At 35.0% G+C, this 26120-nt stretch carries 22 protein-coding genes; all 22 read right to left on the bottom strand.

Annotated features, from left to right (window positions below; genetic code table 11):
- Nucleotides 1-83: 83 nt before the first annotated feature.
- Nucleotides 84-1784: a CocE/NonD family hydrolase gene (locus ACZ1AQ_RS08740; protein WP_489632533.1), complete on the bottom strand. Its 1701-nt coding sequence runs from the start codon at nucleotides 1782-1784 to the stop codon at nucleotides 84-86.
- Nucleotides 1785-2076: 292 nt separating this feature from the next.
- Nucleotides 2077-2772: a carboxypeptidase-like regulatory domain-containing protein gene (locus ACZ1AQ_RS08735; RefSeq protein ID WP_489632532.1), complete on the bottom strand. Its 696-nt coding sequence runs from the start codon at nucleotides 2770-2772 to the stop codon at nucleotides 2077-2079.
- Between the two features lie 163 nt (nucleotides 2773-2935).
- Nucleotides 2936-4147, bottom strand: a complete 1212-nt coding sequence (locus ACZ1AQ_RS08730) for a PQQ-dependent sugar dehydrogenase (RefSeq protein ID WP_489632531.1) — start codon at nucleotides 4145-4147, stop codon at nucleotides 2936-2938.
- Nucleotides 4148-4502: 355 nt separating this feature from the next.
- Nucleotides 4503-5711, bottom strand: coding sequence for a hypothetical protein (locus ACZ1AQ_RS08725; protein WP_489632530.1), 1209 nt, complete (start codon nucleotides 5709-5711; stop codon nucleotides 4503-4505).
- 24 nt (nucleotides 5712-5735) lie between these two features.
- A complete protein-coding gene (locus tag ACZ1AQ_RS08720) occupies nucleotides 5736-6206 on the bottom strand; it encodes a hypothetical protein (RefSeq protein WP_489632529.1) in 471 nt (156 codons plus the stop codon).
- A 356-nt stretch (nucleotides 6207-6562) separates the two neighbouring features.
- A complete protein-coding gene (locus ACZ1AQ_RS08715) occupies nucleotides 6563-6907 on the bottom strand; it encodes a HepT-like ribonuclease domain-containing protein (RefSeq protein WP_489632528.1) in 345 nt (114 codons plus the stop codon).
- Entirely contained in the window at nucleotides 6900-7199 is a 300-nt protein-coding gene (locus tag ACZ1AQ_RS08710) for a nucleotidyltransferase family protein (protein ID WP_489632527.1), read from the bottom strand. The genes ACZ1AQ_RS08715 and ACZ1AQ_RS08710 overlap by 8 nt, the downstream gene beginning before the upstream one ends.
- Nucleotides 7200-7327: 128 nt before the next feature.
- Entirely contained in the window at nucleotides 7328-7768 is a 441-nt protein-coding gene (locus tag ACZ1AQ_RS08705; RefSeq protein ID WP_489632526.1) for a hypothetical protein, read from the bottom strand.
- 124 nt (nucleotides 7769-7892) lie between these two features.
- Entirely contained in the window at nucleotides 7893-8144 is a 252-nt protein-coding gene (locus ACZ1AQ_RS08700; RefSeq protein WP_489632525.1) for a DUF3784 domain-containing protein, read from the bottom strand.
- Between the two features lie 234 nt (nucleotides 8145-8378).
- Nucleotides 8379-9065, bottom strand: a complete 687-nt coding sequence (locus ACZ1AQ_RS08695; protein ID WP_489632524.1) for an RloB family protein — start codon at nucleotides 9063-9065, stop codon at nucleotides 8379-8381.
- A 2-nt stretch (nucleotides 9066-9067) separates the two neighbouring features.
- Entirely contained in the window at nucleotides 9068-10438 is a 1371-nt protein-coding gene (locus ACZ1AQ_RS08690) for an AAA family ATPase (protein WP_489632523.1), read from the bottom strand.
- Nucleotides 10439-10909: 471 nt separating this feature from the next.
- Nucleotides 10910-13282, bottom strand: coding sequence for a GAF domain-containing protein (locus ACZ1AQ_RS08685; RefSeq protein WP_489632522.1), 2373 nt, complete (start codon nucleotides 13280-13282; stop codon nucleotides 10910-10912).
- Nucleotides 13283-13394: 112 nt separating this feature from the next.
- Nucleotides 13395-14453: a nucleoid-associated protein gene (locus tag ACZ1AQ_RS08680; protein ID WP_024981128.1), complete on the bottom strand. Its 1059-nt coding sequence runs from the start codon at nucleotides 14451-14453 to the stop codon at nucleotides 13395-13397.
- 115 nt (nucleotides 14454-14568) lie between these two features.
- Entirely contained in the window at nucleotides 14569-14988 is a 420-nt protein-coding gene (locus tag ACZ1AQ_RS08675) for a four helix bundle protein (RefSeq protein WP_159686030.1), read from the bottom strand.
- A gap of 65 nt (nucleotides 14989-15053) precedes the next feature.
- Nucleotides 15054-15593, bottom strand: a complete 540-nt coding sequence (locus ACZ1AQ_RS08670) for an IS1096 element passenger TnpR family protein (RefSeq protein ID WP_489632521.1) — start codon at nucleotides 15591-15593, stop codon at nucleotides 15054-15056.
- A 155-nt stretch (nucleotides 15594-15748) separates the two neighbouring features.
- On the bottom strand, nucleotides 15749-16144 hold the full coding sequence (locus ACZ1AQ_RS08665) for a hypothetical protein (protein WP_489632520.1): 396 nt from the start codon (nucleotides 16142-16144) through the stop codon (nucleotides 15749-15751).
- A gap of 90 nt (nucleotides 16145-16234) precedes the next feature.
- The gene (locus tag ACZ1AQ_RS08660) at nucleotides 16235-17830 is read right to left on the bottom strand and encodes a SulP family inorganic anion transporter (RefSeq protein WP_489632519.1); all 1596 of its coding nucleotides are present in this window, start codon (nucleotides 17828-17830) and stop codon (nucleotides 16235-16237) included.
- A 575-nt stretch (nucleotides 17831-18405) separates the two neighbouring features.
- Complete coding sequence (locus ACZ1AQ_RS08655; RefSeq protein WP_489632518.1) at nucleotides 18406-19170, bottom strand: DUF2490 domain-containing protein; 765 nt, start codon at nucleotides 19168-19170, stop codon at nucleotides 18406-18408.
- Nucleotides 19171-19283: 113 nt separating this feature from the next.
- Nucleotides 19284-20885 (bottom strand): SulP family inorganic anion transporter, encoded by a 1602-nt coding sequence (locus ACZ1AQ_RS08650; protein ID WP_489632517.1) that lies wholly within the window; start codon nucleotides 20883-20885, stop codon nucleotides 19284-19286.
- Between the two features lie 33 nt (nucleotides 20886-20918).
- Complete coding sequence (locus ACZ1AQ_RS08645; RefSeq protein ID WP_489632516.1) at nucleotides 20919-22787, bottom strand: proton-conducting transporter transmembrane domain-containing protein; 1869 nt, start codon at nucleotides 22785-22787, stop codon at nucleotides 20919-20921.
- An 11-nt stretch (nucleotides 22788-22798) separates the two neighbouring features.
- Nucleotides 22799-25288 carry a YbcC family protein gene (locus tag ACZ1AQ_RS08640; protein WP_489632515.1) on the bottom strand — a complete coding sequence of 830 codons (2490 nt, stop codon included), beginning with the start codon at nucleotides 25286-25288 and terminating at the stop codon, nucleotides 22799-22801.
- Nucleotides 25289-25431: 143 nt separating this feature from the next.
- Nucleotides 25432-25833 carry a hypothetical protein gene (locus ACZ1AQ_RS08635; protein WP_489632514.1) on the bottom strand — a complete coding sequence of 134 codons (402 nt, stop codon included), beginning with the start codon at nucleotides 25831-25833 and terminating at the stop codon, nucleotides 25432-25434.
- Nucleotides 25834-26120 lie beyond the last annotated feature (287 nt).

Raw genomic sequence — 26120 nt, 5'->3', positions numbered from 1 at the left:
CTATTAAAATTGATAGAGCTATATTAAATTGATGGTGATAGAGAAAAGGATTAGTTTTTCAGTAACAAAATTTGTAGGGCTAATTATTCTTGCCATATTGGAATTTTTATAAAACTATCATTATACCATTTTATATCCAATGGTTTTCCTGCATCTTTTATAGTTTCCTCTGATACCGGCTTGCCTGATCCATAGTTGATTATTTCAAAAGGATGTTTGTTTACGTTAAGTAGGATAACAAGTTGGCTACCCTTACTTATTTTTTTGCTCACAAAACGGGTATTGTCAAATGGAATAGATTCTCTTTTGTTAGGTTGTAAGAGTTGTCGCTTTGAGTGATCTTTTGCAAAACTTGCTCTGCCAATATAACGTGTAAGAAAAAAGTATTTTCCATTGGGCATAAGTTCATAAAGCGCCATAGAAACGTCCATGTCTTTTTTGTTTATACTCACCCAAAGATTTCCAGCAAATGAGCCGTTAATGATGAATTCCTTTTGAAAAGGTTTTGTAGCAAAAACCAACCCATTGCTTGTATCAAGTGTGTCAAAGATAATGCTTGGGGTAAAGTAATTATTTTGATTTTCTCTGTCTTTATAGTCTATACTTTGCTTTTGAAATCCTTTATTTTTCGGTTTTGATGAGGTTAAGTCTGTTTTATCTAAATAGAATATCAAAGTTGCGTTATGTGTTTTGTCAATAGTTGGGCTATGTTTCCATTGGTTTGTTCCCATAACTTGATAATTCACTTTGTCTTTTAATAATGCTGGTTTGGGCTTTCCTTTTAAGACATAGTCTAGCCAGTCGTAAGCTAAAGCCATCATATTAATTGTCGCTACACTGTCTATTTCATAGCCCATTAAATTTTTACTAGGCTTGCGTTGCGCACCAAAATGATCGTATGGACCAATTACAAAATAATGGTTGGCTTTTTTGTTGTATTGGTTGTGTAATTTAAAATAGCGTATGGCTCCAATTTGTGAGCCATCATAGTAGCCAGTTGTGGTCAAAACAGGAATATTGATTTTTTCATACTCCGCTGGCGTTGGTACTTTGGATTGCCAATAGTCATCGTAGGCAGGATGAGAAAGCCAATTTTGAAATATTGGATTTTGGATGCCTGCTAAGCTATCAAGTTTGTTGTAGGCCAAACCATTATTAAAATAATCAAACGGTAAATTTTTTGGTAGAGGTTTATTTTTATAAATATTATCGTTGCTCCAGTTTAGAATATGTGATACTGGGACATTGTTTTCCATTGGAAAGTCATAACCAGGCATTACGGCTACTTGAGGTACGATTGTTTTAAGTGCAGGGTGAATATTCTTCACAGTTGCCCATTGCGAAAATCCAGTATAACTACCGCTGTACATACCCACTTTTCCATCGCACCATTTTTGTTTGCTTATCCAATCAATGATATCGTAAATATCTGTCCCTTCGTTTTCAAAAGGCTCATACTGATTTAAACTTGTTTTTATGCCACGAGCATAGGCTACAACACCAACATAATCTCTATCGGCAGATTTTTTGCCAAAGATAGCATCGTTTGCATCTTGGTAATACGTCGTGTAAAAGAGTATTGCTGGCAAAGGATTGCTATTCGTTTTTTTACGCACAATAATGGCTGAAATATCGATACCACTTCGGGTTGGGATTGATACACTATCTTGAATCACATAAGGACTATCTAGAACTGTTGTTGTTTGTTGGGCTGATACTGTAGTACAAGTTATCAATACAATAAAAACCTGTACGATTATATTTTTTATTTCTAGGACTCTCATTTGTTTCTTTAATTCAGTATATCTCGCTTGCAACTAATTTTTTTGTTTATCTTCTTCGGTTGCCATCCATAGATTTGAGGCTTATTTTTACTACGTAAATCTAATAAAAAGGCTGATGTTCTTAAATATTTGATACGAAATTGAGGAACTATAGTTAATGGTTTAAACTCGCCCCGCAACCTATAATAACAAAAGGCAAATGACATTAGCAGAGGATAAATAATAAAATAGTAAATCTCAGTTGTGTTAGCTTATGGTACCACAAATGAAGTTGCGGCTGCAGTAGTACCATTTAGATTTGGAAATACTTTTTTACCAAGTGTTGGTCATCATAGGCATTGTCCCAAAACGAATCTCCGTAGGCTCTGACATACACTTGTTGACCAGAAGTAAAACCGGCTGAAAGTAATTCGGTTTGAGTGATGGTTTTTTCAAAAGGATTGATTTGTGCAGTAAAAACCGCAGAAGAATAAGTGTAATTGGTGGCACTTACTTGAGCATTGGTGGACAAAAAGTAACGCACATAGCGGCGGTTGGCTGTATTTCCTGCGGGGTTTGTGGTAATAGATAACTTAACTTGATTGTTCAAAACAGTAGCTGTTACGTTCGTTACAGTAGTAGTAGACAGTTGTCCTAAGGAGGGAATGTCGCTAATGAAGGTGGCTTGCCCGTTGGTTCCGTGTACCACTCCAATTTTTTTAAAAGTTCCAAATCCCGTTTTGGAGTATTCTAGAGTGTAGGTACCAAAGGGTACTTCGGGTAGTGTAAATTTTCCCTCAGTATTAGTCGTAGTTTGAATCAAAGGAGTGGTTCCAACGGCTTTTACAGTCATATTCGATTTGTCTAATAAGGTTGTTCCTTCATCATAAAGAATTACGGACCCCGAAATAGCTGCTTTTGTAGGAGGTGTAGCTTCATTATCGTTGTTGCTGCATGAGAAAAGCAAGAAAGAGACTATTGTTACAAGCGGGAAAAGGATATTTTTCATAAATAAATCTTTTTTGTTATATGTAAAGCTACTAAAAGTCTTTTAGTTTTTATTTATGTACTTGTAATTTAATAAGTTAATGGGTTATTAAAAGTCGTGCAACTTTTTACACTTACACAGATTACAAAACGAAACTACAATGTTGCGAAGTCGGAACCATGTTTTATTTTGCGGTCAACTCAAGTAACCTGCCTCCGTCTTCCACGCTTACATATATTTTACCGGCAGGTCCCATTTTTACGTTTCGTATTCGGCCAATATTTTCGAGTAAAATCGTTTCAGTGCCAGGCACTCCATTAGCCATACTTATCATAAGTAATTGACGGCGTCCAAGGCTTCCCATTAGCATATTGCCGTTCCAATCTCTGTATGAAGCGTGATTGATAAAGGTTAGACCTGCTGGCGCAAGTGCGGGTGTCCAGCTTTTGAGTGGTGCAACAATTCCTGCAGCATTATGTCCGTTGCTAATAGGTGTTCCGTTATAATTGTTGCCATTGCTATAAAGTGGCCAGCCAAAATTTTCACCAGCCTGAACGCGGTTAAGTTCACAGCCGCCACTTGGCCCATGTTCATTTACAAAAAAACGTCCGGTACTTGTTTGAAAAGCCATGCCCTGAGGATTACGGTGACCGTAACTATAAATGGTGGTTCGTGCCGTTTGTCCGGGAAGCAATGGATTGTCATTTGGTACAGTCCCATCAAGATTTAATCGATGTATTTTCCCCCAAAGCGTATTAAGGCGTTGTCCATTTTGATGTGGACTTGATACTCCGCCAAGACTAGCAGTTCCGCCTTCTCCCACACTCCAATACAATTTGCCATCAGGTCCAAACGCAATTCTGCTTCCAAAATGGCCATTCCAAGTAGAAGCTGATTCGGTAGTTAGCATCACCTGCCAATTGGTCGCTGCATTTCCATTTAATGTAAACCTTGCAAGCGAAAGAAAACCACCTGTAATACTATAAGTTACAAATACATTGCGGCTTGTAGCGTAATCTGGTGAAATGGCTACATCGAGTAACCCACCCTGTCCTGCTGCCGAAATATTAGAAGGTAAACCCGTAATCATCGTGCTGTTTTGTGTGGTAGTATCATACAACTGCATGGTTCCAGCTTTTTGAGTAAACAGCAAGTTGCCATTAGGCAGTACATCAAATCCCCAAATAATGCCCTGATTGCTTAGTAGGGTTGTTATCTTGATTTCAGGTGTGCCTGTTAAAGGAGGGGTGACAACTGGGGGAGATGGTGGCTCAGTATCTTTTGAACATGAGGAAAGAAACACTACAAATGCAAATGTAAGTTGTATGAGCCACGCTTTTTTAAATGAGCTAGAAGAATTGATGGTCATTTTAAGTGATTTTTCTCTTTGTTTCATAACAATTGAAAATTAAAATTGTTTACCTGTTTATAATCACGGCCTTTTACGTTTATCGCTACCGGTTTGGAAGTATAGCGGGTACTATAGGAATTCGAAGTCTTACGATTTCGTATTTTTTGCATCTTTTTGTGATATGTAAAGCTACTAAAAGTCTTTTAGTTTTTATTTATCTGTTTAGAATTTAAGATGTTATGTTTTAAAATCTAAAATAAATTCCTTGCGTAAAACGATACAAGTCAGCAGACTTTTGATACTAATACCGATTACAAAACTAAATAACAATGCTGCACGTCGGAGTCGTTCGCAGAACGTTTATGAGGAATTGGCTTGATTTATTTGGTGTTATTTGAAACTATTCCCATATTATTTTTTCATCTTTAAACCTATTTCTGTCGAGTTTTTCGAATGTTTCTTTGCTCATATAATGACGTAAAGGGTGATATTCTTTCAAGAAACCTCTTTGGTTTTTACCTATGATTGAAGAATCATATTTTGTTCCAGACCAAGTAGTTTTGGACCATGGTAAATTACTTTCGTTTGGAGTGAGTTCAAATGACCATTCAGGGCTAACAGAAATCCATCTTATTGTAAACGCTTGAGTACCTGTGTTTCCCCAATCTACCCAAGTAATACCATTTTCTGCTGTTGCATTCGCAGGTCGGTCTTCTTTTCGCGAATATACTATGATGTAATTTCTATGTTCATCTAAAACCAATTCGTCGTCCATTACACAAGTATTTTCAAGTCCTTTTACTTTTGAAAAAGGGAAATCAGCATCGTAGGTGGTCACTGACCAATAGCGGCATTGAGCGGCTTTCATGGTTAATGCTCCTTTTCGAGTATCTGGAAATGTAGGTAATTTGCCCGTTAGCACAAAAATTTTCCCCTTTTTGATAGAGATTCCTGAGGTCAAATATCCAGTATAATTACATCCAGTAGCATGGGGTTCATAGGAGGCTGGTTTAGGTTGATTTTCACCCCTTCCATTTACACCTAAATCAAGTTTTCTTACATATTCTTTATCGGATGATTTTTCTTTGTAGAGCGCTTTTGATCCTCCTGTAGCTAATTGTAAAAAAATGCCATATTGTTTATCCCAACCTACTTCTTTTCCATTGTAACTAGAGGGGTCTCGGTTTCCAATTACACGATTGCTCATAGTTTCTTCAGAGGTCTTAATTAGGTTTTCAAAATCAGCGACAATAAAAAACTGTTCTCCTGATGGTAACTCAAAATACATTTTAGGAAATTCAACACCAGCTTCTGGGTAATAAGCGTGGTCTACAGCATAATACCTGATCCAAACATCACCAAAATCCCAGATTCCTCTTCCGTGCCCACTTTTTGTATCCAAACCCCACGGACCTTGAAGTTGTATGGCACTGCCATGACGCACATTGCCTTTTTCTCTGTACGGAGGATTGTGGGCTTTACCAAGTGCTGCTGGATTGCCAAGACTCATCTTGTATATTACTTCGTAGCTTCTTTTTTCAGCATTACGATTAGCTCCTACACGAAACGGGTTGATATGTCCCGGAAGTGGATCAATATCTGCATCCACTATGGCAACTTCTCCTTTACCTGATCATTTATCATAGCGATATTCTCTTGTATCCAAGGCTGGTGTGACTTGGATATCAAAAAAGCGACAATGCGGAAATTCACCTTGAATCATCAGTTTTGCTCCAAAAGGGGCGTATAACACTGGAGCCAATAGATAAGTGCAGTTAGGATCAGGGAAACTTCCATACAATTTATCGAAAGCAATGGGATGCGCCTTTCTTTGTACCCAGATTTGTTTGGGGTCTAAATCTTTGGGCTTAACCAAACGGAAATTTTGAAACCGGTTGAAGTCATACCCACGAGGTAAAAGATCTTTGGGTAGTTCTGCAGGTGCTTTTCCTGCATACCATTTTTTAATGTAAGTTTCTAAATTGTCAGAAATGGTAAGCGCTTCTTTGTTCAAAGTTTCTGAAGGTTGAAAGGGGTAACTAGGGGCTTTAGGGAGACACCCTATAAAGCATAAGGCTAGACATGCACCAATAATTTTTTTCATTCTATAATGGTTTTGATTGGCAAGTAGTTCGGGTCTAAAATAAAACCATTATTCTGATTTGCCAAATTATCTCAAAATCAAAACCAACGTACTTTCTTATTTTTACGAAAGCCAATAGTTTGTATTCTTTAAGTTTGCTACCTCAATTTTTTAATGATTTCGCTTAGCAATTCGTTACTCAAAAAGATACGAGTAAGGAGATTTTGACATATCTGTGGATTACAAAACGAAACTACAATACTGCGAAGTCGGAGACATTCGCAGAGCGGGGTTGGATAAATTCTCAGAGTTGGAGCGCCGAATTAGTTAGGCTTTGGGGAGCGGGAGATATTTGCAGTGCACAAATAATGAACTAGCTACTCTTCGTTGTGCGGCAATAAAATTTCTACTTCACTTTTTAAGATTGGAAGATTGTTGACTACGATTCCCCAAATTACGTCGTCGGAAATTTCATCGTATCCATGAATTATTTTGTTTCGTGCATCAACTATTTTTCTTGAGTTTGAAATTTGAATTTGTGGTTCAACTTTCAAAATTCTACTCATTGCTTCTCCAATAATTTCAATATTTCTCTCAACTGCGCGTTTAGTTTTTAAATCTTGATGATAATGTTGAAAAACTTTACCTGATGGAAAATAACTTTCAACTTCTTCTATTGAAGTTTTTATATCATAAAGCCAAGCGTAAATATAATTATCCATAAATCAATTGCTTATTTTTTTCGATAGCCTTTTTGAAGTAAGGGTTTTTTATCGCTTTTTCTTCCAATAAATCCACGGGTCTTTTTAGAATGTCTTCAAGAGAAAATTTAAAGTCAAAATAGTTGTCGGCGTAATCAAGCAATTGGATGTCACTAAAATCGACGATTAAATCGATATCACTTTGGTCATTAAATTTGTCAGTTAACACAGAACCAAACGCGTATAAACGCTTTACTTTGTGTGATTTACAAAGCGCATTAATAAGTTCAATATTTTGACTAATAAAGTTCATAGGTTCAAATATACAAAATCGTCTTGTTCTTTCAACGTGCGGTCTAAGCATTTCTTACAGCGGGTTTGGATTCTAACGAAACTACAATACTGCAAAGTCGGAGACATTCGCAGAGCGTGAGTGCCGAATTAGTTAGACTTTGGGGAATGGACTTGTTCTTTTTTAGTTTTATTTTTTTTGTAAAAATAAGTTACACTATATACAATTAGCAGATAGGGTAAGTAAATACTATATGCCATAAAAGCTTTTAAAGGCCAACCAATTCCCATCATACTTATTCTTAATTCTTTTACTCTATCAAAGTTTTCTTTACTTACATTTTTATATCGTTGAACATCATTCATTGCATCAAAATCATAGCCATAATGAGATAGAAGCATTTCATCTTTCAAATGCGACCACCATGCTAAAGTAAAAGTCAAAATTGAAGTTATAAGGATTCCAAAAATGATATAAAAGATAAAATTATTTTTCAGATTCAGTTTATTTATTCCAATAATTAAAAATGAAGGAGATACAATTAGGGTTATCAATAAAACGAATGTAATAGTTGTGGTTAAAATTTCCATATTTATGCAATTCTTTTTAAGGATTTTGATATTTCGTTTATATGTCAACGTGTGTAAATAGTTGTAACGTTCTGGAACTAGTGCGAAGACATTTGCTGAGTGGGAGTACCGAAATAGTTAATCTTTAGGAACGAATTTTATACTTTTTTGAATTTGAGGCAATCAATAAATAAGGTACACCGATTGCAATTGCCGCAAAAAACGCAATGTTTTCAATAGTTGAATTTTCAAACTTTTTTGCGATAAAATACCCAACTATAATCGTTAAAGCCATTCCAAACAGCACATTTCTATATAAAGTGGCAATTCCTTGGATGTCAATCTTTTCTTTTTCTTCTTTTGACATAGTGTTATAGCCAGCAATTAAAAAATACATTTTTCTGTATTTAATTAAGAGGCCGAGAATTATAAAAAGTATCGCTATTCCAATCATTTTTTACTAGTTAAGTTGCTATTTTGTTAGGTTAAATTGCGCATAAGTTTCTAGAACAACAATACTGCGAAGTCGGAGACATTTGCAGAGCGGGTGTGATGAATTTGTTAGATTTTGGGTAGTGGGCACAAACTATTTTCAAATTAAACCAATTGCCCAGCTTGCTTGTAGCGTGTGTTAGGCGTTCGGGCTTTCATTGTCAATTAGCTTTTCAATTAATTTGTATAAATGCGTACCAAGTGATTTTGGGTAATTTTCTTCCAAATTATCAATTGATTTTGCTCTTTCAATTGCAATTTTAGTTTTAGGAAGGTATATATTTGGATTAGGTCTTTTGTTGTATCCTCTGTTATCACCTTGAAGTTGTCCAACAACAATATCTATGTGATTTTTTGATTTGCTCACTTTTGCATTTTCAAAAATTAAATTCTGTTCTTCTTGAGTGAATTCGGATAATTCTTTTAAGTGTAAAATCAACCATATTTCAAAACATGGATTGCTCATCCCTAAGTAAAAATTCTTTTCGTTATTACATTCAATAACTAAATCATCAAAATTTAATTTGTGTACCTTTTCCCAGTCGTCCCTGTCAATAACTAACCAAAACTCATCTGTTGCCTTGAATCCATATTCTTTCTTTGCTTCTTTAAGTAAATTTTTAACACTAAAAGGATCTGAGCCCTTGTCTTTAGGTTTTTTTAGGGGTACAATCTCAATTAAACCATTATTATTAAAATACTTGGAAGCTCTAAAATCTTGAAAATATTTTTTTTCAGTCACGGTTCCTTCATATGAAAGGACAAATAATTTTTCGGCATCAACAAAACCGCCCTGTCTAATTAATGGAATTGGTTCTCTTGGCATAATTAATCGTTTTTAAATGGCAAAACGGTTAATTCATTTCTGTTACCAAGTTTTGGAACTCCTTTATATCTGCCTAGCAAATAATCTCTTCTTACTTCTTTATCAAATCTAATATTGTAATCCTCCAATGAGTGTAAATGACTTACACCGTGTTTGTCTTTAACGGTAAACCAAATTTCATCTTTACGAAGTAATTTTTGTGTCAATAGAGTTGATTCGTGACTGGCAACAATGAATTGGCTACTAATATTTTCACATTTAGACAAGAAAAAGTCAAATAAATCATAAATTAAATTGGGATGTAAGCTACGTTCCATTTCATCGACAATAAATACATTATCTCCCTTGAAAAAATCAATAATTAAGGGAATTAAATCCATTATCCTCCTAGTTCCATCTGATTCGTCTTTTAAATCAAATAGCTCAAATGTTCCACCTATTACCTTATGTTTTGTTTTAAGGAGTTTTGCTTCTACTTGATTATCTACGCCTTTTGAAATTATATAGTATTTGTCGTCTTGAGGGTTTGATAGAAAAGCACTCTTTTTTTCACTCTTATCTCCAAATAAGTCATTTTTAATATCTTCCTTTACTTCTTCGGGGACTTCAATTTTATTAAAATCAATTTCATTAAATTCTATACCGTCAATACCTGTATCAAAATAATCAAGCATTTCTGTAAATAATTTTTGCAAATCTGTATTTTCAAGTAGCTCAAATTTTTTTCCTATGTTTTTTGAATTTGGGTAAATAACAGTAAGAGCATTCTGAAACCAATCAATGACATTTAGAATGTCTGAAATATCGCTTACATTTTCAGTAACATTTGTATTTCGTATTTGTGTTAAAAATAATTGATTTCTCGGAGTCCCTTTTGCTGTAAATTCAATAAACTGAATTTCTTCTTTCTTGTTTTTTTTCTTTAGAAAATCAATATTAAACTGGTTTGAATTTATACGTTCAAAAATCTTAGTTTCTGATTTTTTATTAATTTCAAATAACCATTCTTCGACAATTTCTTTGGAATTGAATATAAACCCATAAGCATAATTTTTATTCTTATGTTGGATTTCATATTCGATTTTGGAATTTTTGCTAGTGGTTTTTGTATCGAGCTTGAAGAAGTCAAAAGTTATTGGTTGCTCTGCTTTAGATCCTTTTAAAACTAGTCTTTTTCCAAACTCGATTGCTTTAATTAAGTTAGATTTGCCTGAAGCATTTGCTCCAAAAACTACAGCGGTTTTTAAAACAGATGTTCCTTTAACAGGTTTAGTTTTATGTTGAGGCTTGAGTGTTCCTTTTCCTGGTATTAATGAAAATATTTCTTTATCTCTGAAAGACAAAAAATTCTCGACCGTAAATCTAATTAGCATAATCTTATTGCTTTTAATGGTCAAATGTAGTGAAAAAATCACAACACAAAGCTGTGTTTGACAAAAATATTGTCGAGGTAGTTATTTTTTAGCCTGACGTCCAACTAGCATTTAGGTCTTATAAAATCAGACCTATCGCATATAAATTGCAAAGATAAGTTTGACTGTAGTCAGACTTTTTTTCCTTCCTCAAATATATTCCTTTTCCTTCAAAAAATAGAAATATTTTCTGAAATATACCCTTCTGTTTTGCTATTTTCCATTTGTCTTTTTTGAACTTCTAACTTCTAATTTCGTACTTCTATCTTCGCATGAGGGATGGGAGCGGCATCCTCTTGGGGCGGGGTTCGCCCCAAGAGATATAGCGTACAGCCCGACGCCCGCTAGGTCTTTGGTTGTGGTGGAAATCCAAACGTCTGGCGGGGGACATGCCCAAAATAAATAAATGCGGATGAGGTATGTTGCCTAAAATTACTTGATTTCGTCGAGTAGTTCTTGGTAGGTATAGGTTTTGGTGGGAGTGTCGCTCTCGGTGGTGTTTTTGACCTTGACGCGTAGGGCGCGCAAACCCGAAACGCCTTGTAAATCTTCGATTTCGAATTGCTCTACGGTTGGCTCAAGGATGTTCTTGAATTGTAGGTACTTGATGTATTTGAGGTACTCTTGCTCTTCGTTGTTGTGCGAGTACACAATGGTGATTTTTTCTTTTTGGGTGATGCGCTCTTGGGTGCCTTTGATATGGGCTTTGTCGATGCGTTTTTTGACCACTTCGTAACGGGCATTGTAGGTGCCGTCTACATCAAAACGTTTTTCGTCCATGCGAAAACGAATTGAAAGCGGGGAACTAAAGACCAAAATCAGCGAGGTGACATCGAGTTCATACGGCAAAGTGGCTTTGAGTTGGTGGTGCTCCAGCTCCATTTCGCAAAGGGTTTGCAATTGCCAAAGGCGCAAATTGTGCAAATACATCATGTCGAAACTTCGGGTGGGCGCAATGCTGGTGCCAATGTACAGGTTGTGTTCTACGCCATCGGTTTTGAAGCGTTCGTAGTAATGCGGGTAAATTTGCTGTGCTTCGACTTGTTTTTTGTCAAGCACGGCGGCCAGTTTTTTGTTGATAATCGACATAGCGTTATCGAACTTTTTGCGGGCGTGGTAAAACAATCCCGTTTTGGGGTCCAAACTCGCAAAATAGCTGTTTTCTACTTTTTCGGTATCAAAATCCATTTTGGTGTTTCTCAAAATGGGGTGAATTTCATTTTCGATGTAATTCTGAATCAGCTGTTCCGAGTCGGCTTTGAGCGGCGCGTCGAGTTCGTTGTAGAACGACTGCAATTCGAATTGGCGTTGCTCGAGCAACAACAAATGCTGATTGGATTTTTGGTTCGAAAAAATGTCCAACAAGGTTTTTAATTGGTTTTTTAAATCTTCTTTAACTACCTCGTTACGGTGAACGGAAGAGCCTTTGATGTCGATTTGACCATAAAGCGGAAAGACTTCTTTGAAGACAATTTCCTTGAAAATGTACTCTTTATTGAAACTGTTGGTTTGAATGTATTTGTAGGCTTCTTTTCGGAATTTCCAATAAACGCTTGGGTGAATGGCGGTATACTCACGTTGTATCACCGCTTCGACCTGATGCAAAATATCGGTATTGTGACGTTCTATAGTGTCGACTAAATAAGGAATAATCAAATCGAGTTTTTCGGCATTGAGGCTGTTGAGCACTCTAGCCGTTGGCGCCACGAGTTCAATTACACCCAGCAACACATTGTTTTTGATGACAGGCGAAAACACCGCACTTTTGATGCCTTGCGAAAGCAAATGTTCGCACAAGGCTTTATTTTCTGTTTGCAGTAAATATTGGTCTACATCAGCAATAATGAGCGATTTTTTTTCTGCGATGGCTTCTTCGAAACAACAGCTAAACAGCGAGTCGGAACAACTCAATTCTTGCTCGTTGAAAAGTAAATAGCTCGACAAGGTCTCATCAGAATAAGGCGGTTTGACAAAGGTGTTTTCTTCTTGATTGTACAAAATGAAACCCACTCTAAGCTCAGGAATTCGAAACACGGAACGAAAAATGGTTTCAAATTCATCAACATATTCAGCCTTTTCGATTTCGGACTTCAAAAGGTTACTTTTTAAATTCGAAATGGCGCTTTCGGTCGTGGCATCATACAAAGAAACAATTCCAAAGCCTTTGAGAATCCAGCTTTCTTTAGGGAATTTGGCTTTCCAAAGGTCGATATTGTCATAATTGTCGAGCAATTCGTGCACTTCTTCTTGGGTTAAAGTCAAGGATTTCTCGGTAGGAATGATTTCCACAAAATCGGCATTGTACAAAATGCGATAATGATTCATGATACCGTTTTGGTCTTGGATATCAAAAAACAAAGGTTTGTTGAAATTGATTTTTTGACCGTAGAATTCATTAAGAATCAAGGCGCAATTCATAATATACAATTGGTCGTCGTCTACATCTCTTATCGAGAATTCTGGCGAAAATCCTTGGTGCTGAAGTATTTTTTTGAAACGTTCGGTATAATTGAAGGTCAGATTTTGAAAAGGAATAGCCACCGCTTTGATTTCGTTGTGGGTTAAAGCGGTAGGAAACAAGTCGGCGAGTAAATTGCGTACTAAGGCTTCGTTGTTCTCAATTAAGCTCAAATCCTCGATTCCGTCTCTAAATTCAGGAAAAGCTTCGATTTCTTTGAGTAAGGCTTTGGCATAGTTGGAACGGTAATCCACACTGGATTGCGCAATTTCTTCTAAAGATTCGATGAGTTTATGAAACGAAATGAGCGTTTTGAAAGGACTTTCTTTGAGTGTAATGCTTTTCATCTGCGTAGGCTTAAGAATGCAAATTTACGCAATCTTTGTGTGCTATGGCTCAAAAAAAATCCTCAACTGCACGGGGCAATTGAGGATAGTACTTTTGAAGTCTGAAAAAAAGCTAGTTTTTCTCTTCTTTGTTGAAATATACTAGGTAGTAATACATTTGTTTTTCTTCGTCCCAGCCTTTTTCTACAAATTTTTCGGCACTTTCTGGATTGATAAAATCCATTTTGATTTGGATATGCGTATCCAGATTAATCACGTTTTTGATGGATTTTCTAGCGTCCGAAACGGCAGCATTGGCAATAGGGAAGGAGGTCACATCTTCGATGCTGTATTTCTCTCCTTTGTCTACTTTATAGTTTTTGAATTCAGGAATCAAATCGGGATTATCAATAACCTCGTTCAAGAAATTCGATTCTTCAAATTGGTCATTTTTAGCAAAATAATTCACCGAGCGGTTCATGAACATCACTTCTTCTTTTTTGTCTTCGGCAGGAAAAACAACATCTTTGGCAAAGTTTTGACAAAATTTCAAATACTTTTTGGTGATGAAGTTTTCGTCCTCAAAAGCATCTACAGATAAGAAATGCTCCAACCAGTAGCGCGCATCATAACGATTGCTGTCTACTGTTAATATTTTGTAACCTTCTTCTTTTTTGTGGTTAAAGATTAAACAACCTTTGTCGAGTTTGTTCAAGCTAACGCCATGTTGCAGAATCATCTCTAAGTGCGTTTCTTTTTCCTCAAATTGTAAAAAGTCGGATTGTATTTCGCTTTTAAAAACACCTATAGCGTCTACTATGTTATTGTCTATCGATACGTTGGTCAAGTGCGCCACATACACCTCGCCATTCTTGATGTGCGGATGATTGGATTGCTCGAACAAGTGTTGTGTAATTTGCTTAGAAACTTCGTGTAAACTGCCTGGATTATCAAAAATTTGAGTGGCAAATTTGAACATATCGTTGTAATCCAAATCTACTTCGTGTGCAAATTGAAAGTAATTTTCTTCTTTTTCTCTGAAAGGTTTCAAGAAGAATTCTTTAATCAACGGAACAATTTCATCGTTGAGGTTAAAAGGTTGTTCTGATAAGAAGATCGCTTCATTACGACTCTTGTTTCCAACACGATGTATGGAAAGCGTTTCGATGTGGGTGTTGAATAAGTTGATCATTAAGGAAGGATGAAGGTTTAAGGTTGTTTAAAAGTTTGAAATTGTTTAATGTTGTTTAACGTTTAAAGTTGTTTAAAGGTTTAAAATTGTTTAACTTTTGAAGGTGTTTAATAGTTTAAAGTTTATTGTGGTTTTGGGAATGTTCGTCTATGAATTTTGTTCCTTTAAAGTCTTTTTTGTTTAGGTATGTAATGAAATTATGGATTTTAACACTCAATTTTTCATATTCAATGACTAAATAGTTTAATTTTTCTTCATTTATATAATCATTGTCAAATACTCTATACAATTGAGAGCGAGTCTCTCCGGCAGATCCTTTTGCTATTGACAGAAATTGACGGAATTCTATATTTCCATTTCTTTCAAATCCTTCAGCAATGTTATCCATAACAGATCCCGAGGAATCTTTTATTTGAGCATTAAATTTAAAATCTTTGTTTAAATCGGTGTTTTTAGATATAAAAATGATTTCTTTTGAAAGTCTTCTAGCGTCTTGCCAAATTTCTAAATCTTCAAATCTTTTTATAGTAGCCATATCAGATAGTTTTAACTTTTAAACAATCTTAAACAACATTAAACCTTTACAGAACAATTAAACTCTTAGTTCCAATTCTCCTCGAATCCGTAGTCTTCGAAGCTATCGTCACCGCTAAACATGTCTAGGTCGTCTTCGTCAAGATCGTCTTCGAATTCGCCGTAGATGTCGTCATTCATATCGGCTTCAAAGTTTTTTTCACCGGCTTCTGCAGGCATAATACCGTGAGAGAATAAGGTTTCTGGATAGGTACCACCAGCAACTGGTTCTTCTATAGCGGCTAATTCAACCAAGAACGTCCACATGTTGATGAAATCGTACACATAGATGATTTTGGTATTGGCTTCATCAAGGATATCCGATAAAGCGTAATCGCTCATGGTACGTTGTTCGCCAGGAACATCTCCCGTATCAAACAAAGGAATTTCATCTTCTTGATTCCAAGTTTCATCACAGGTATAAAAGGAAGCTACTTCCATACCATCAAAGCCAAATGCATTAAAAATAGCGTTGTGTAAATCTTCTAAATTATCTTCAGAACGTATCGCTATGTCTCTAAAAATGTCTTCTTCGGCATCTAGAATAACCCTAAATTTATAAACCATAATTTTTGTTTTTGTTGAAACGTCAAAGGTAAAATTTAATTTTAGAAAACTGTTTTGCAATTTTATTTTGTTGAAAAGATTTTATTTTCAAAAGTTGTACAAATAAAAAAAAGCTGTCTAAAATAGACAGCTTTTATAAGTTAGATTTTGAGAGATTAATGCTTTTCTTCAGAACACAAACCTACGATTTCATGGAATACATCGTGCAAGGCAGTCAATGATTTTAGGGTAGCTTCGTCTGAACCTTTGGCTTTTACTAGTTTGTCCAAACCTTTGGCACCTTCTTGCAATTTTTTGATAGAAGCTAAGATGGCTGGTGTTTTGAATTCGGCTGGGATAGCTTCTTTTGACAACGCATCAGCTTTTTGAACCATTTCTGCAGAACGCGTTTTAATAGGATTAAAATCACCTTCTTCTGCTGGGTGAAAAGTTTGTGACATTACCCCGTGAAAGGTTTTGATAGCAGGCCATTTTTCAAAAGTAGTTTGTGCAGACAAATTGGAAACCACCAAAAAGAAGAACAAAACAGGTAAGAATTTTAAAGATTTCATGGTTATTGTTTAAAAGTTATTGGTTCAAAGGTATCAACTTTTTACTATAAAGTACAATAAAATGCAATCAAAAAACTACCAAAAAAGTAGTTAATTTCTTTTTCTAGAAGACAGTTTGTGGTCTGAAAGAGGTGTATGATTTTCGAACCCAATTATAGTAACCTTGCCACCCTTTAGTGCGTATTTATGCTTGAATTGTTGAATGTTTTCCATTACATCATCATCTACTAGTTTTGTTTTAGCAAAGTCGATAGTCACATTCATCGCAGCTGGAATAGCTTCAAGTCTACTTTTTATACCTAAGAAATTGCTGAAAATAGCAGATTCTTCTACTTCAATCAAATAGTCATTTCCATTGGAAGACACTGATGCAGTAGCTTTGAATAAAGATTTTATTGGCGCACCATCGCGCAAATGAAGGATGATTTTTAATAAAATTCCAACAGCGATTCCGACCAACAAATCTTCAAAAAGTGTGAAAAAGATGGTCGCCAAGAAAATAGCCAATTGCTCTTTGCCAATTTTGAACGTATTGATAAATTCTCTAGGATGTGTTAATTTGATTCCTACGGTGATTAACATAGCAGCTAAGGCAGCATTTGGAATTAATTCAAGAATAGGAGCTGCCAAAAGCACAAAAATCAAGATAAAGAAACCATGAAAGAAGTTGGCCCAACGTGTTTTTGCTCCATTATTGACATTAGAGGAAGAACGTGCCACTTCTGAAATCATGGGTAATCCACCAAAAATAGCAGCAATGGTATTCCCAATCCCGACAGCAATCAAATCTTTATTCATATTTGATCTTCGTTTAAATGGATCCATCAAATCAATCGCTTTGACCGTAAGTAACGATTCAATCGATCCAACCAATGCAAACATGATTACATATTTAACAAACAATCCGGTTTGGTTAAAACCTTCGAAGCTTACATTGACATGAAGGTTGTCTATTAAACTTCCAATTTTTACCAAGGAATAGGCAGGTTCGGTTTCTTTGAATTGCATTAATAATTCGCAAGGAATTGCAAAAAGCAATACGACCAATGGAGCCGGAATCATTTTAATTGTTTTGTTTTTGATAAATGGCCAACCAAGCATGATTGTTAAACTTACGATACCGATAAAGGAAGCTTTGGGGTCTAAATTCAATATGAAATTAGGAATATTGGCAATCAATTCTAACGGTCCTTTTCCTTTGAATAAAATTGGATTGTCGTTTAGTAACACAGGAATTTGTTTCACAATGATGATAATTCCTATGGCAGCAAGCATTCCATGAATGGCAGATAGAGGAAAGAAATCTGCTAGTTTGCCTAATTTTAGTAATCCAAATAGAATTTGGATTACACCAGCAACAACCATAGCGCCTAATGCTAATTTCCAGCCCATTACTGGGTCTCCTTTTCCAAATTCAGCCACAGCACCTGCTACAATCACAATTAAGCCGGCGGCGGGTCCTTTGATGGTGAGCCTTGAACCCATCATCAAACTAACTAGTAGCCCTCCAATAATGGCGGTTAAAAGTCCCATAATAGGAGGGAATTCAGACGCTTTGGCAATACCTAAACTTAAAGGCAAGGCTAATAAAAACACAATGAAACCAGAAATGGCATCTGTTTTAAAGTTTTCTTTTAATCCTGCAATTCCATCCGCAGGTAGTTTAAGATTGTTTTTTAATGACATATTTTACATCTTTTTTTATGTAATGATTGGAAATAATAAAAAAAACTTTCCAATGATTCATAAAAAATTTAACTCAATTTCGGAGTGCTGGTAATTTTATTTTGGCTTGCAAAAGTATGGATTCTATTTTACAAATTGGTACTTGGTATAAAAATGAAGCTATTATTGCTGAACGCTAAGTTGTACTTTTTTATTGAAAATTACCAATGCGACATTGTTTGGAAACTGTTTTAATTATAAAAAATTTGATTCATTGGAAAGAACTGCATTTGTTTGTTTTTGAATTTTGATGATGTCATTTTTTCATCATAACTAAATTAGACGACGATTTCAAAAGGAATCCTTCAATTAATACAATAGGAACACTTAAATTTTGGTTCTTCCGTTTTATTTGATTCTTGAAAAAATGGCGGTAAGTTCTTGTTTTTATTGAGTAATTCAGTTTTGTTTCGAACCTAATACGGAATTGAGATTATATTAGCTTAGCATATTGATAGATGTTTTTTTGTGAGTTAGATCTTGCTGTTTTCCTTTTTTTAGTGGGTATTTTTTAAATTGATATTCGATAACTAGCGTTATAAGTTAAAATTGGTAATATAGGATATTCTCAAGGTCGGATTATCTTCTTGAATCGTATTCTTAAAATTCCAAATATGTTGATGAATATAGGATAGTTGAATTTGATGATGCGTATTGATATTGTATCCAAAACCGCCAATAATTCTATTTTGATTTAAAAAGGTAGCTCCTGCATTACTACCAATATTCATAAAAACTTCATCACCAACAAAAGTAAAGAGTTTTACCTTGTCGTCTTTTTTTGTCAAATTATAGTTGGCTAAGAAAAGATAACGAAGGCGGTTTCTGTAATCATAATGGTCTATAGAATATTCTGTTTGACCAGATACGGGATCTTTTTGTCCAACGGCAACGCCAACATATCTAAATTCATCTCTTAAACGATTGACAAATTTAAAATCCCCAGAAACAATGGTGTAAGTACCTTGTATCCAAACATGATTTTCGGGAATGCTAATTTTGTTCATCGCAGGATCACCATAAGAATAAGTGTTGTAGTGCGAGTAACCAAGGCTTCCCATAAATCTCTTGGTAAACTGGTAATCTATAGATGGACGAACAAACCATTGTTGTTTTTCGCTAAAGCCATTAGCATAGCGCATTACGGTTTCAAATGAAAAAGACGTCTTTTTGGTAAGCATATTTTTACCAAAATAATGGAACCAAATGTCATTATTCTGAGATTTTACTTGAGCAGAAGCTTCAGTAAAATTCAGGAAAAGGGACATTAATAGTATTGGGAATATTACTTTTTTTTTCATTTTTATAAAGTGAAGATATTCTTGAATATAGGAATGCGAGTAGTACTCCCACAAGTATTTTCTTGCGGGAAGTACAGTCGCAACACTAACTAAAATCAAACGACTTAATACAATTATTTTTGACCTTTTATTCTAGAAGACAATTTGTGATCTGAGAATGTGATGTGATCATCTAAACCAATTATGGTTACTTTTCCGCCTTTTGCTACATATTCATTTTCAAAATGATGAAGGTTTTCCATAACCGAGTGATCTACTAGTTTTGTTTTTGTAAAATCGATGGTTACATTCATAGCAGATGGTAGTGCTTCTAATCTGCTTTTGATTCCCAAAAAGTTACTAAAGATAGCCGACTTTTCTACCTCGACTAAATAATCATCGCCGTTTGAGGAAACCGAAGCAGTGGCTTTGAATAAAGAACTAATTGGAGCACCATGAATTAAGTGGAAGAAGATTTTTAATAAAATCCCCGCTCCAATTCCTACCAATAAATCTTCATGAAGAGTAAAGAAAATAGTAATTAAGAAAATGGCTAATTGTTCTTTACCTATGTTTAAAGTATGGATAAATTCTCTTGGGTGAGTTAATTTAATTCCTACTGTAATTAGCATGGCTGCCAAAGCTGCATTTGGAATCATTTCTAGAATTGGAGCTGCCAAAAGCACAAATAATAAGATAAAGAAACCATGAAAAAAGTTAGCCCAACGAGTTTTAGCTCCATTATTTACATTTGAAGAAGAACGAGCTACTTCAGAAATCATTGGTAAACCGCCAAAAACTGCAGCAATTGTATTTCCTATACCTACAGCAATCAAATCTTGATTCATGTTTGATTTTCTTTTGTAAGGGTCCATTAAATCGATAGCTTTTACAGTAAGTAAAGATTCAATAGTGCCAACTAATGCAAACATGATTACATATTTTATGAATAAACCTGTTTGAGAAATACCATCAAAACTGATGTTAATATTGATGTTATCAACGAAATTACCAATTTTTACTAAAGAATATGCTGGTTCTGTTTCTTTGAAATGCATGAACAATTCACACGGAATTGCGAAAAGCAAGACTACCAATGGAGCCGGAATCATTTTGATTGTTTTGTTTTTGATGTAAGGCCATCCTAACATTATGGCTAAACTAACAACACCTATGAATGTAGCTTTTGGATCTAGATTCATGATGAAATTTGGAATGTTAGCAATCAGTTCTAAAGGTCCTTTTCCTTTGGCTAAACTTGGATCGTCATTAAGTAAGACTGGGAATTGTTTGGCTATAATGATTATACCAATGGCGGCAAGCATCCCGTGGATAGCGGAAAGAGGGAAAAAATCGGCTAGTTTACCCAATTTCAAAACTCCAAAAAGGATTTGAATTACTCCAGCAACTGCCATAGCGCCCAAGGCAAGTTTCCAGCCTAATACTGGGTCTCCTTGACCAAATTCAGCCACAGCACCAGCAACAATTACAATTAGTCCAGCGGCTGGTCCTTTGATGGTCAATTTTGAACCCATCATCAAACTTACTACTAACCCCCCAATGATGGCAGTTAAAAGTCCCATGATAGGAGGGAATTCAGACGCTTTGGCAATACCTAAACTTAGTGGTAGCGCTAATAAAAATACAATGAAACCAGAAATTGCATCTGTTTTAAAATTCTCTTTTAATCCTGCAATTCCATCTGCAGGTATATTTAGTTTATTTTTTACTGACATTTTTTTGATAATTAAGTTGGTTATGAAAGTTGGTTATGACGATTTGTACGGCAATTCATGATTGGTCTTTACGTGAGGTCCCAAGAATAATCGAGCATATACACGTATGCCAGCTATACCTGAAACAACGAAACAAGAAGAAATAAGAAAAGCTAAAAGGTATTGATTGCTTTCAATATGACTAAATAAGAGATCTTCACCTATAAAAGTTGAAGTGATTGGAAAACCTGTAACACCTAGTGCCGCAATCAAAAAGAATATAGCAAATGTTGGGTGATCATAGGCGTGTCCTAAATATTGATTAATCAAAATACGTTTTTCTAATTTTTTTAGTTGTAACAGGGCAATATAGCCTACTATTCCTGAAATAGTTATTCCAGACAGGTACATAACAAGTTCGTTAGCTGTTACTTTTTCATTGAAAAGAATCGCCATTGCTATCCAAAAATGACTCAAAACGATTAAAGTCCAAGCCAAGAAAGGTGTTTTACGCTCAGAAAATGATTTTAATACAAAGACAAAACCAAAAAACGCAAATAAATTAGGGATGCTATCAATGATTTCAGTTGGTACACTCTCCTTAAAAACATAAATTAAAGTCCCTATTGAGTATAGCGGTAAGAAGATAAGATATACTCTTTTTAAATTCAGAAAATCCAACGATTTACCCAAAGCTCGTAGCGGTCTCCATAAAAAAGCACTTTGAATATTTTCAACGTTAAATTCTTTTAAGCTAAGTACATACATAGAATTGCGTAAGCGTTTCGAAAACCAATGATTTGTTTTTTCTTCTACAGCTACAAAATTGTAAAATTGATCACGAATCAAATAGCTTACTACTGATGGAGACACTAGTAATTGATAAGTACGTAATAAAGCATTACCTGTAAAATGAAGTAAGGCTAGATTGTCTAATCCTAAAGCAATTTCGATGAATATCAATCCAATCTGGGAAATGGAGCTGTAAGCGATTTGGCTTTTTACATTCGATTGTACTTTGCCAATCATGGAAGTAATGATACTGGTTGTTATTCCCATGATGCCAATGGCAACCCTTACAATGATTTGGTGTTCCCAAAAAGGATAGGTTCTTAGCATTAAAAAAATACCTAAATGCACAGATAACGAACCATAAAAAATAGCACTAGATGGTGTTGGTCCTTCCATTGCTCTCGGTAACCAACTCGAAAAAGGGATTTGAGCTGATTTTACGGCTGCTGCACAGGCCAAGCAGAATGCGATAAAGAAACCAATAAAAGTATGACTCTCTAAATGATGGTTGACTAATGCATAATTGTTTAGCTCAACAAACGTTATATTCTCATGAAATAAATGATGACTTGCCCACATAGCTAAAATCAATCCAACATCCCCAATGCGATATAGAGAATATACTTTGAAGGCATTTTTTACGGGTAAATAACGCTCTCTGTAAAATGCTATAAGCAAAAAAGATGAAATTCCGATAATTTCCCAACCAATGAATAAAGTCTCGAAATTTCCAGAAAGAATAGTCAAATTATAACCAAAGAAGAAAAAAAGAACAGTATTAAAGAAACGTTTATATCCTTTTTCTCTATGTAAATAGTACCTACTGTATGTAGAAATCATTGAGGTTAATAAAGCACCAATTAGTAAATATACTGCCGAAATTTTATCAAAATAAAAGTCGATGAAAAAGGTGTAGTTCTCGGTTTTAACTATAGTTAGCTCGTCTAAGTTTAAAGTTTTGCTCCCATTTAGAATCCATAAGATGGTAAAAATGGTAATACCTGTAAATTGTGTAAAAACGATACCAAATGCCAACCAAGAAATACTTGACTCTTTTTTTTCGGGTAGTAATAAGCTGATTACAAATCCAATAAATGGAAGTAATATAAAGTATTGAAGTATCTCATTCATAGCTGATATTTTTATTTTAGAATATAGATTGGAAGATTATCTTGTGAGGCTTCTGCCAATGCTAACTCGTCATGAATACTTGCGTTCTCCTGCTGAATTGGTGAGTAGGATTCAAAGGTTTCATCTATGAAATGGAAGAGTTCATGATTTTCTGGATGTACCACAATCAATTTAACCCATTGATTTTTGAACCATTCATAAGTAGCAGGATTTTTAGTAATAGCGTATTTGGCTATTTCTGGAAAATGCTCCACAATGATTAATAAACGAATAGGATCGTGTACCTCAATCATTTGACTTGGTAATCCCGAACGTAAATCTCCATCAATACCATTGGCAACTCCAATCAATCCCATAACATTATGGGGAAGTTTACTACCAGCACCTAGCTTTTGGTTGTCTACTTTTGAAAAGTAATATTCTAGATTTATTCCTCCACCTACTGGAGCAACAGCTCCAAGAATTCCAGCAAGATAATCCCCCGTAGGATCCACTTGATAGTCGTAAGAATTCATAAACGAGCGTCTGTCTAGAAACAAGTGCTTAGACAAACTTCTACGACCTACAATACACATAGCATTGGTAGCATGATTTAATTCAGGTCTAGGTTCGAAAAGGGAAACGGAACGTCTTTTGATTTTTTCATGCACTTTTTCTAGACTTTGTGTAGAATCTATAGTGTCAAATCGGCGAGAACGTTCTTTTGCATTTCTAGATAAGGCTTTTGCAAAAGTAATTTCGTTTTGTTGATGTAATTCTTTATTGCTAGCGGTTAGCGTTTCTTCATCATAAAAAGCAATCTCATCTCTTGTGGTGTCATGCAACGCAGGTAAAAATTGTGTTGTATCAGGAATAAGGATACCACGTTTTTTCAGGATTTCACGAACTTCAGGATGATTAGCGGCAAAAGAAGCCACTTTTGCATTGACAGAACTAGGTCTTCCGCAACAAGCCCCACAATCATAACCAGCATAGTGTGTATTGTTTACACTAGTGGCTCCATGACCTACGATATAAACTATTGGCGCAAAATCGGACACCAATCCAATACTTTTTAATAAACCTTCGATACGGTTAGCCATCTCTTCAACGGTAAAACCTACTTGAAGTCCGTCTACATTCTCAAAACTCTCATTATGTTCAATGATTAATTTTGATTTTTTATTCAAATGTTTGAAAGAAGCACTAGTTGCAGGAGTTAAGGTTGGTTTCCAAATATTCAAAAACAATTTTAAAGCAGCCGAAAACCCAAGAGTTTGACTGATAATCCAGCCAAAAACTAACGAATGCGATTGTTTATGATAGTGTAAATCTCTGGATTGTTTTTTCTTTCTTTTTTCTTCTTTTATCAGGTATTTAGGCTGCATAGGAGCAGGACAAAGTTTGGTGAAAAATTGCCCATTAACCGGCTGATAAAAGAATTCGAAATTGAAAAATGCTGGAGTTCCAAATGTGATTGCTGAATTGTCTAAATGTTCGATGTGTCTTCTGAAGGAACATTCACGATCATCCATACAAAATAATCCTTGAAAAGAAGGTTCAACAGTTGCCGTTTCTTTTTCAACTTTTTTGATTCCTGATAAAACTTGGTCATAAAACGTCCACTCGAATGCCTCTTGCCAAAGCGATAAGGTTTCGAAAAGTTCTGTTTTTTTTATTTCATCAAACAAAGGAATTGGTTTTTGATTGATTTTGAAACTCAAAGGAGACCAGATAGAATTGAACTTTTGGTCTAGGCTGTCTAATTCAAGTAACAATTCGAACTGAATCAACTCTTTCAGAGAAATAGAACGTTTGTCAAGCAATGAAGCGGGGTTACCTTCAATGGTGGCAACTATTCCACTCCAACCTGGATGACCAAATTGTTGGTCAAACAAATAGTGCTCATAATAAGCAGGGTCGCCAACAATAATATAAAGCAACTCTTCGATAGAGGCTCCTCTTTGGAGCATGCTTTTAGCGCGTTTCGTTTTGAGTATACCTATCGAACTATTTTTGTCGAGTTCTTTGATAGACGCCAAGAAGCTGTCTTTAAGTACAGGAAACGTGGTTAATGCAATTCCTTGATCGAGATACCCACAAAGAACCTTGAATAAAATGCTATAAGTTGATTTTTCTAGATTGATAGCGTATTCTTTCTTCCATGTAGCACGCAAGCTACCAATTCTAGGGTAAATAGATTCGTCATAGTTTTTTTCAAGAAGATTATGTTTCCATGTTGTAAGCTGATCTTCTCCCTTTTTTGAACGTATGACTTGTTCAAGAATTTCATGGTTAATCTCATTTTTGGCATAACGCTCTCTGAAACTGGCTAATGGTAAAAAAGTTTTGTAACCAAAAATTTTAGAGGATTCCTCTAAGGCTTCAAAGAATGTTTTACCTTGAAAAGCATGAAGTGTGTTGTGGTGAACAAAATCCTTAAGTGGGTTTTGTGCTGGCAAATAATGCTTTAGACTATGAAGTACTTCATGTTCATCAAAAACGATAGAAGTTGATTTCATTTTTTTTAAAATATTTCTAAAATACCTTCGGCACTTAGTCAAAAAGAAACGTTTGGATAAACCTATTAGGATAGGTTAGTCTCTTGGGAATAGAGTAGGAAAGTATTTTATTAGGTTAATAAACAAATAATCGAAAATAATTTTCAATGCTTGTTATCAACCAGATGGTATTTTAAATTGCAAAAAAGCAGAAATAGACAGCTTTTTTTGTAGATATAGCTGTTGTGGTATTTGGATTGAACAGTGACGAACGTCCCGCTCGATAGGTTAAAATCAAATAAATGAATAGGGGATTCTATAAATGGATCTATCTCAATTTCGCTATATTCAAATTCTTCCTCCATATCACTACTTGGAATATGAATTTTTGAATATTTTGAGTGATCTTTTTTAGCTAGAACTTGAGCATAAAAATCTTTTTCTAGCTTTGAAAAAGAAAAAACGGAAACCGTACTGAAAGCAGAATAAAGCAAGAAATTAAAAAACACAAACAGAAATAGTAGAGCAATTCTACTATTTGCATGGGTGTATTTTTTTCTACTCATCTTCATGAATTTCAATTTTGGCACAAACATAAATAAATTAAAACAAATTTTCCAAAGCGCTTTTTCACTTTTAAACATTATTATCATTTATATAATATTAAAAGGTTTTATTGGGATAAAATTATTTTTGATATTTATTTTTTGTTGAATTATTAGCGCAGTTTGGTGTTTTTTAGAAACAATAGTTCGTTTTTTTGAATCGAATTACTTTTTTATTGAGAATTTTCTATTTTATTTAAATTACAATTCAGCCTCGTTTTTCTACAATTCGGTCATTACTTTTTAGA

The organism is Flavobacterium sp. UM26, from assembly GCF_057922445.1.
This window is presented reverse-complemented; position numbering and strand designations above follow the sequence as displayed.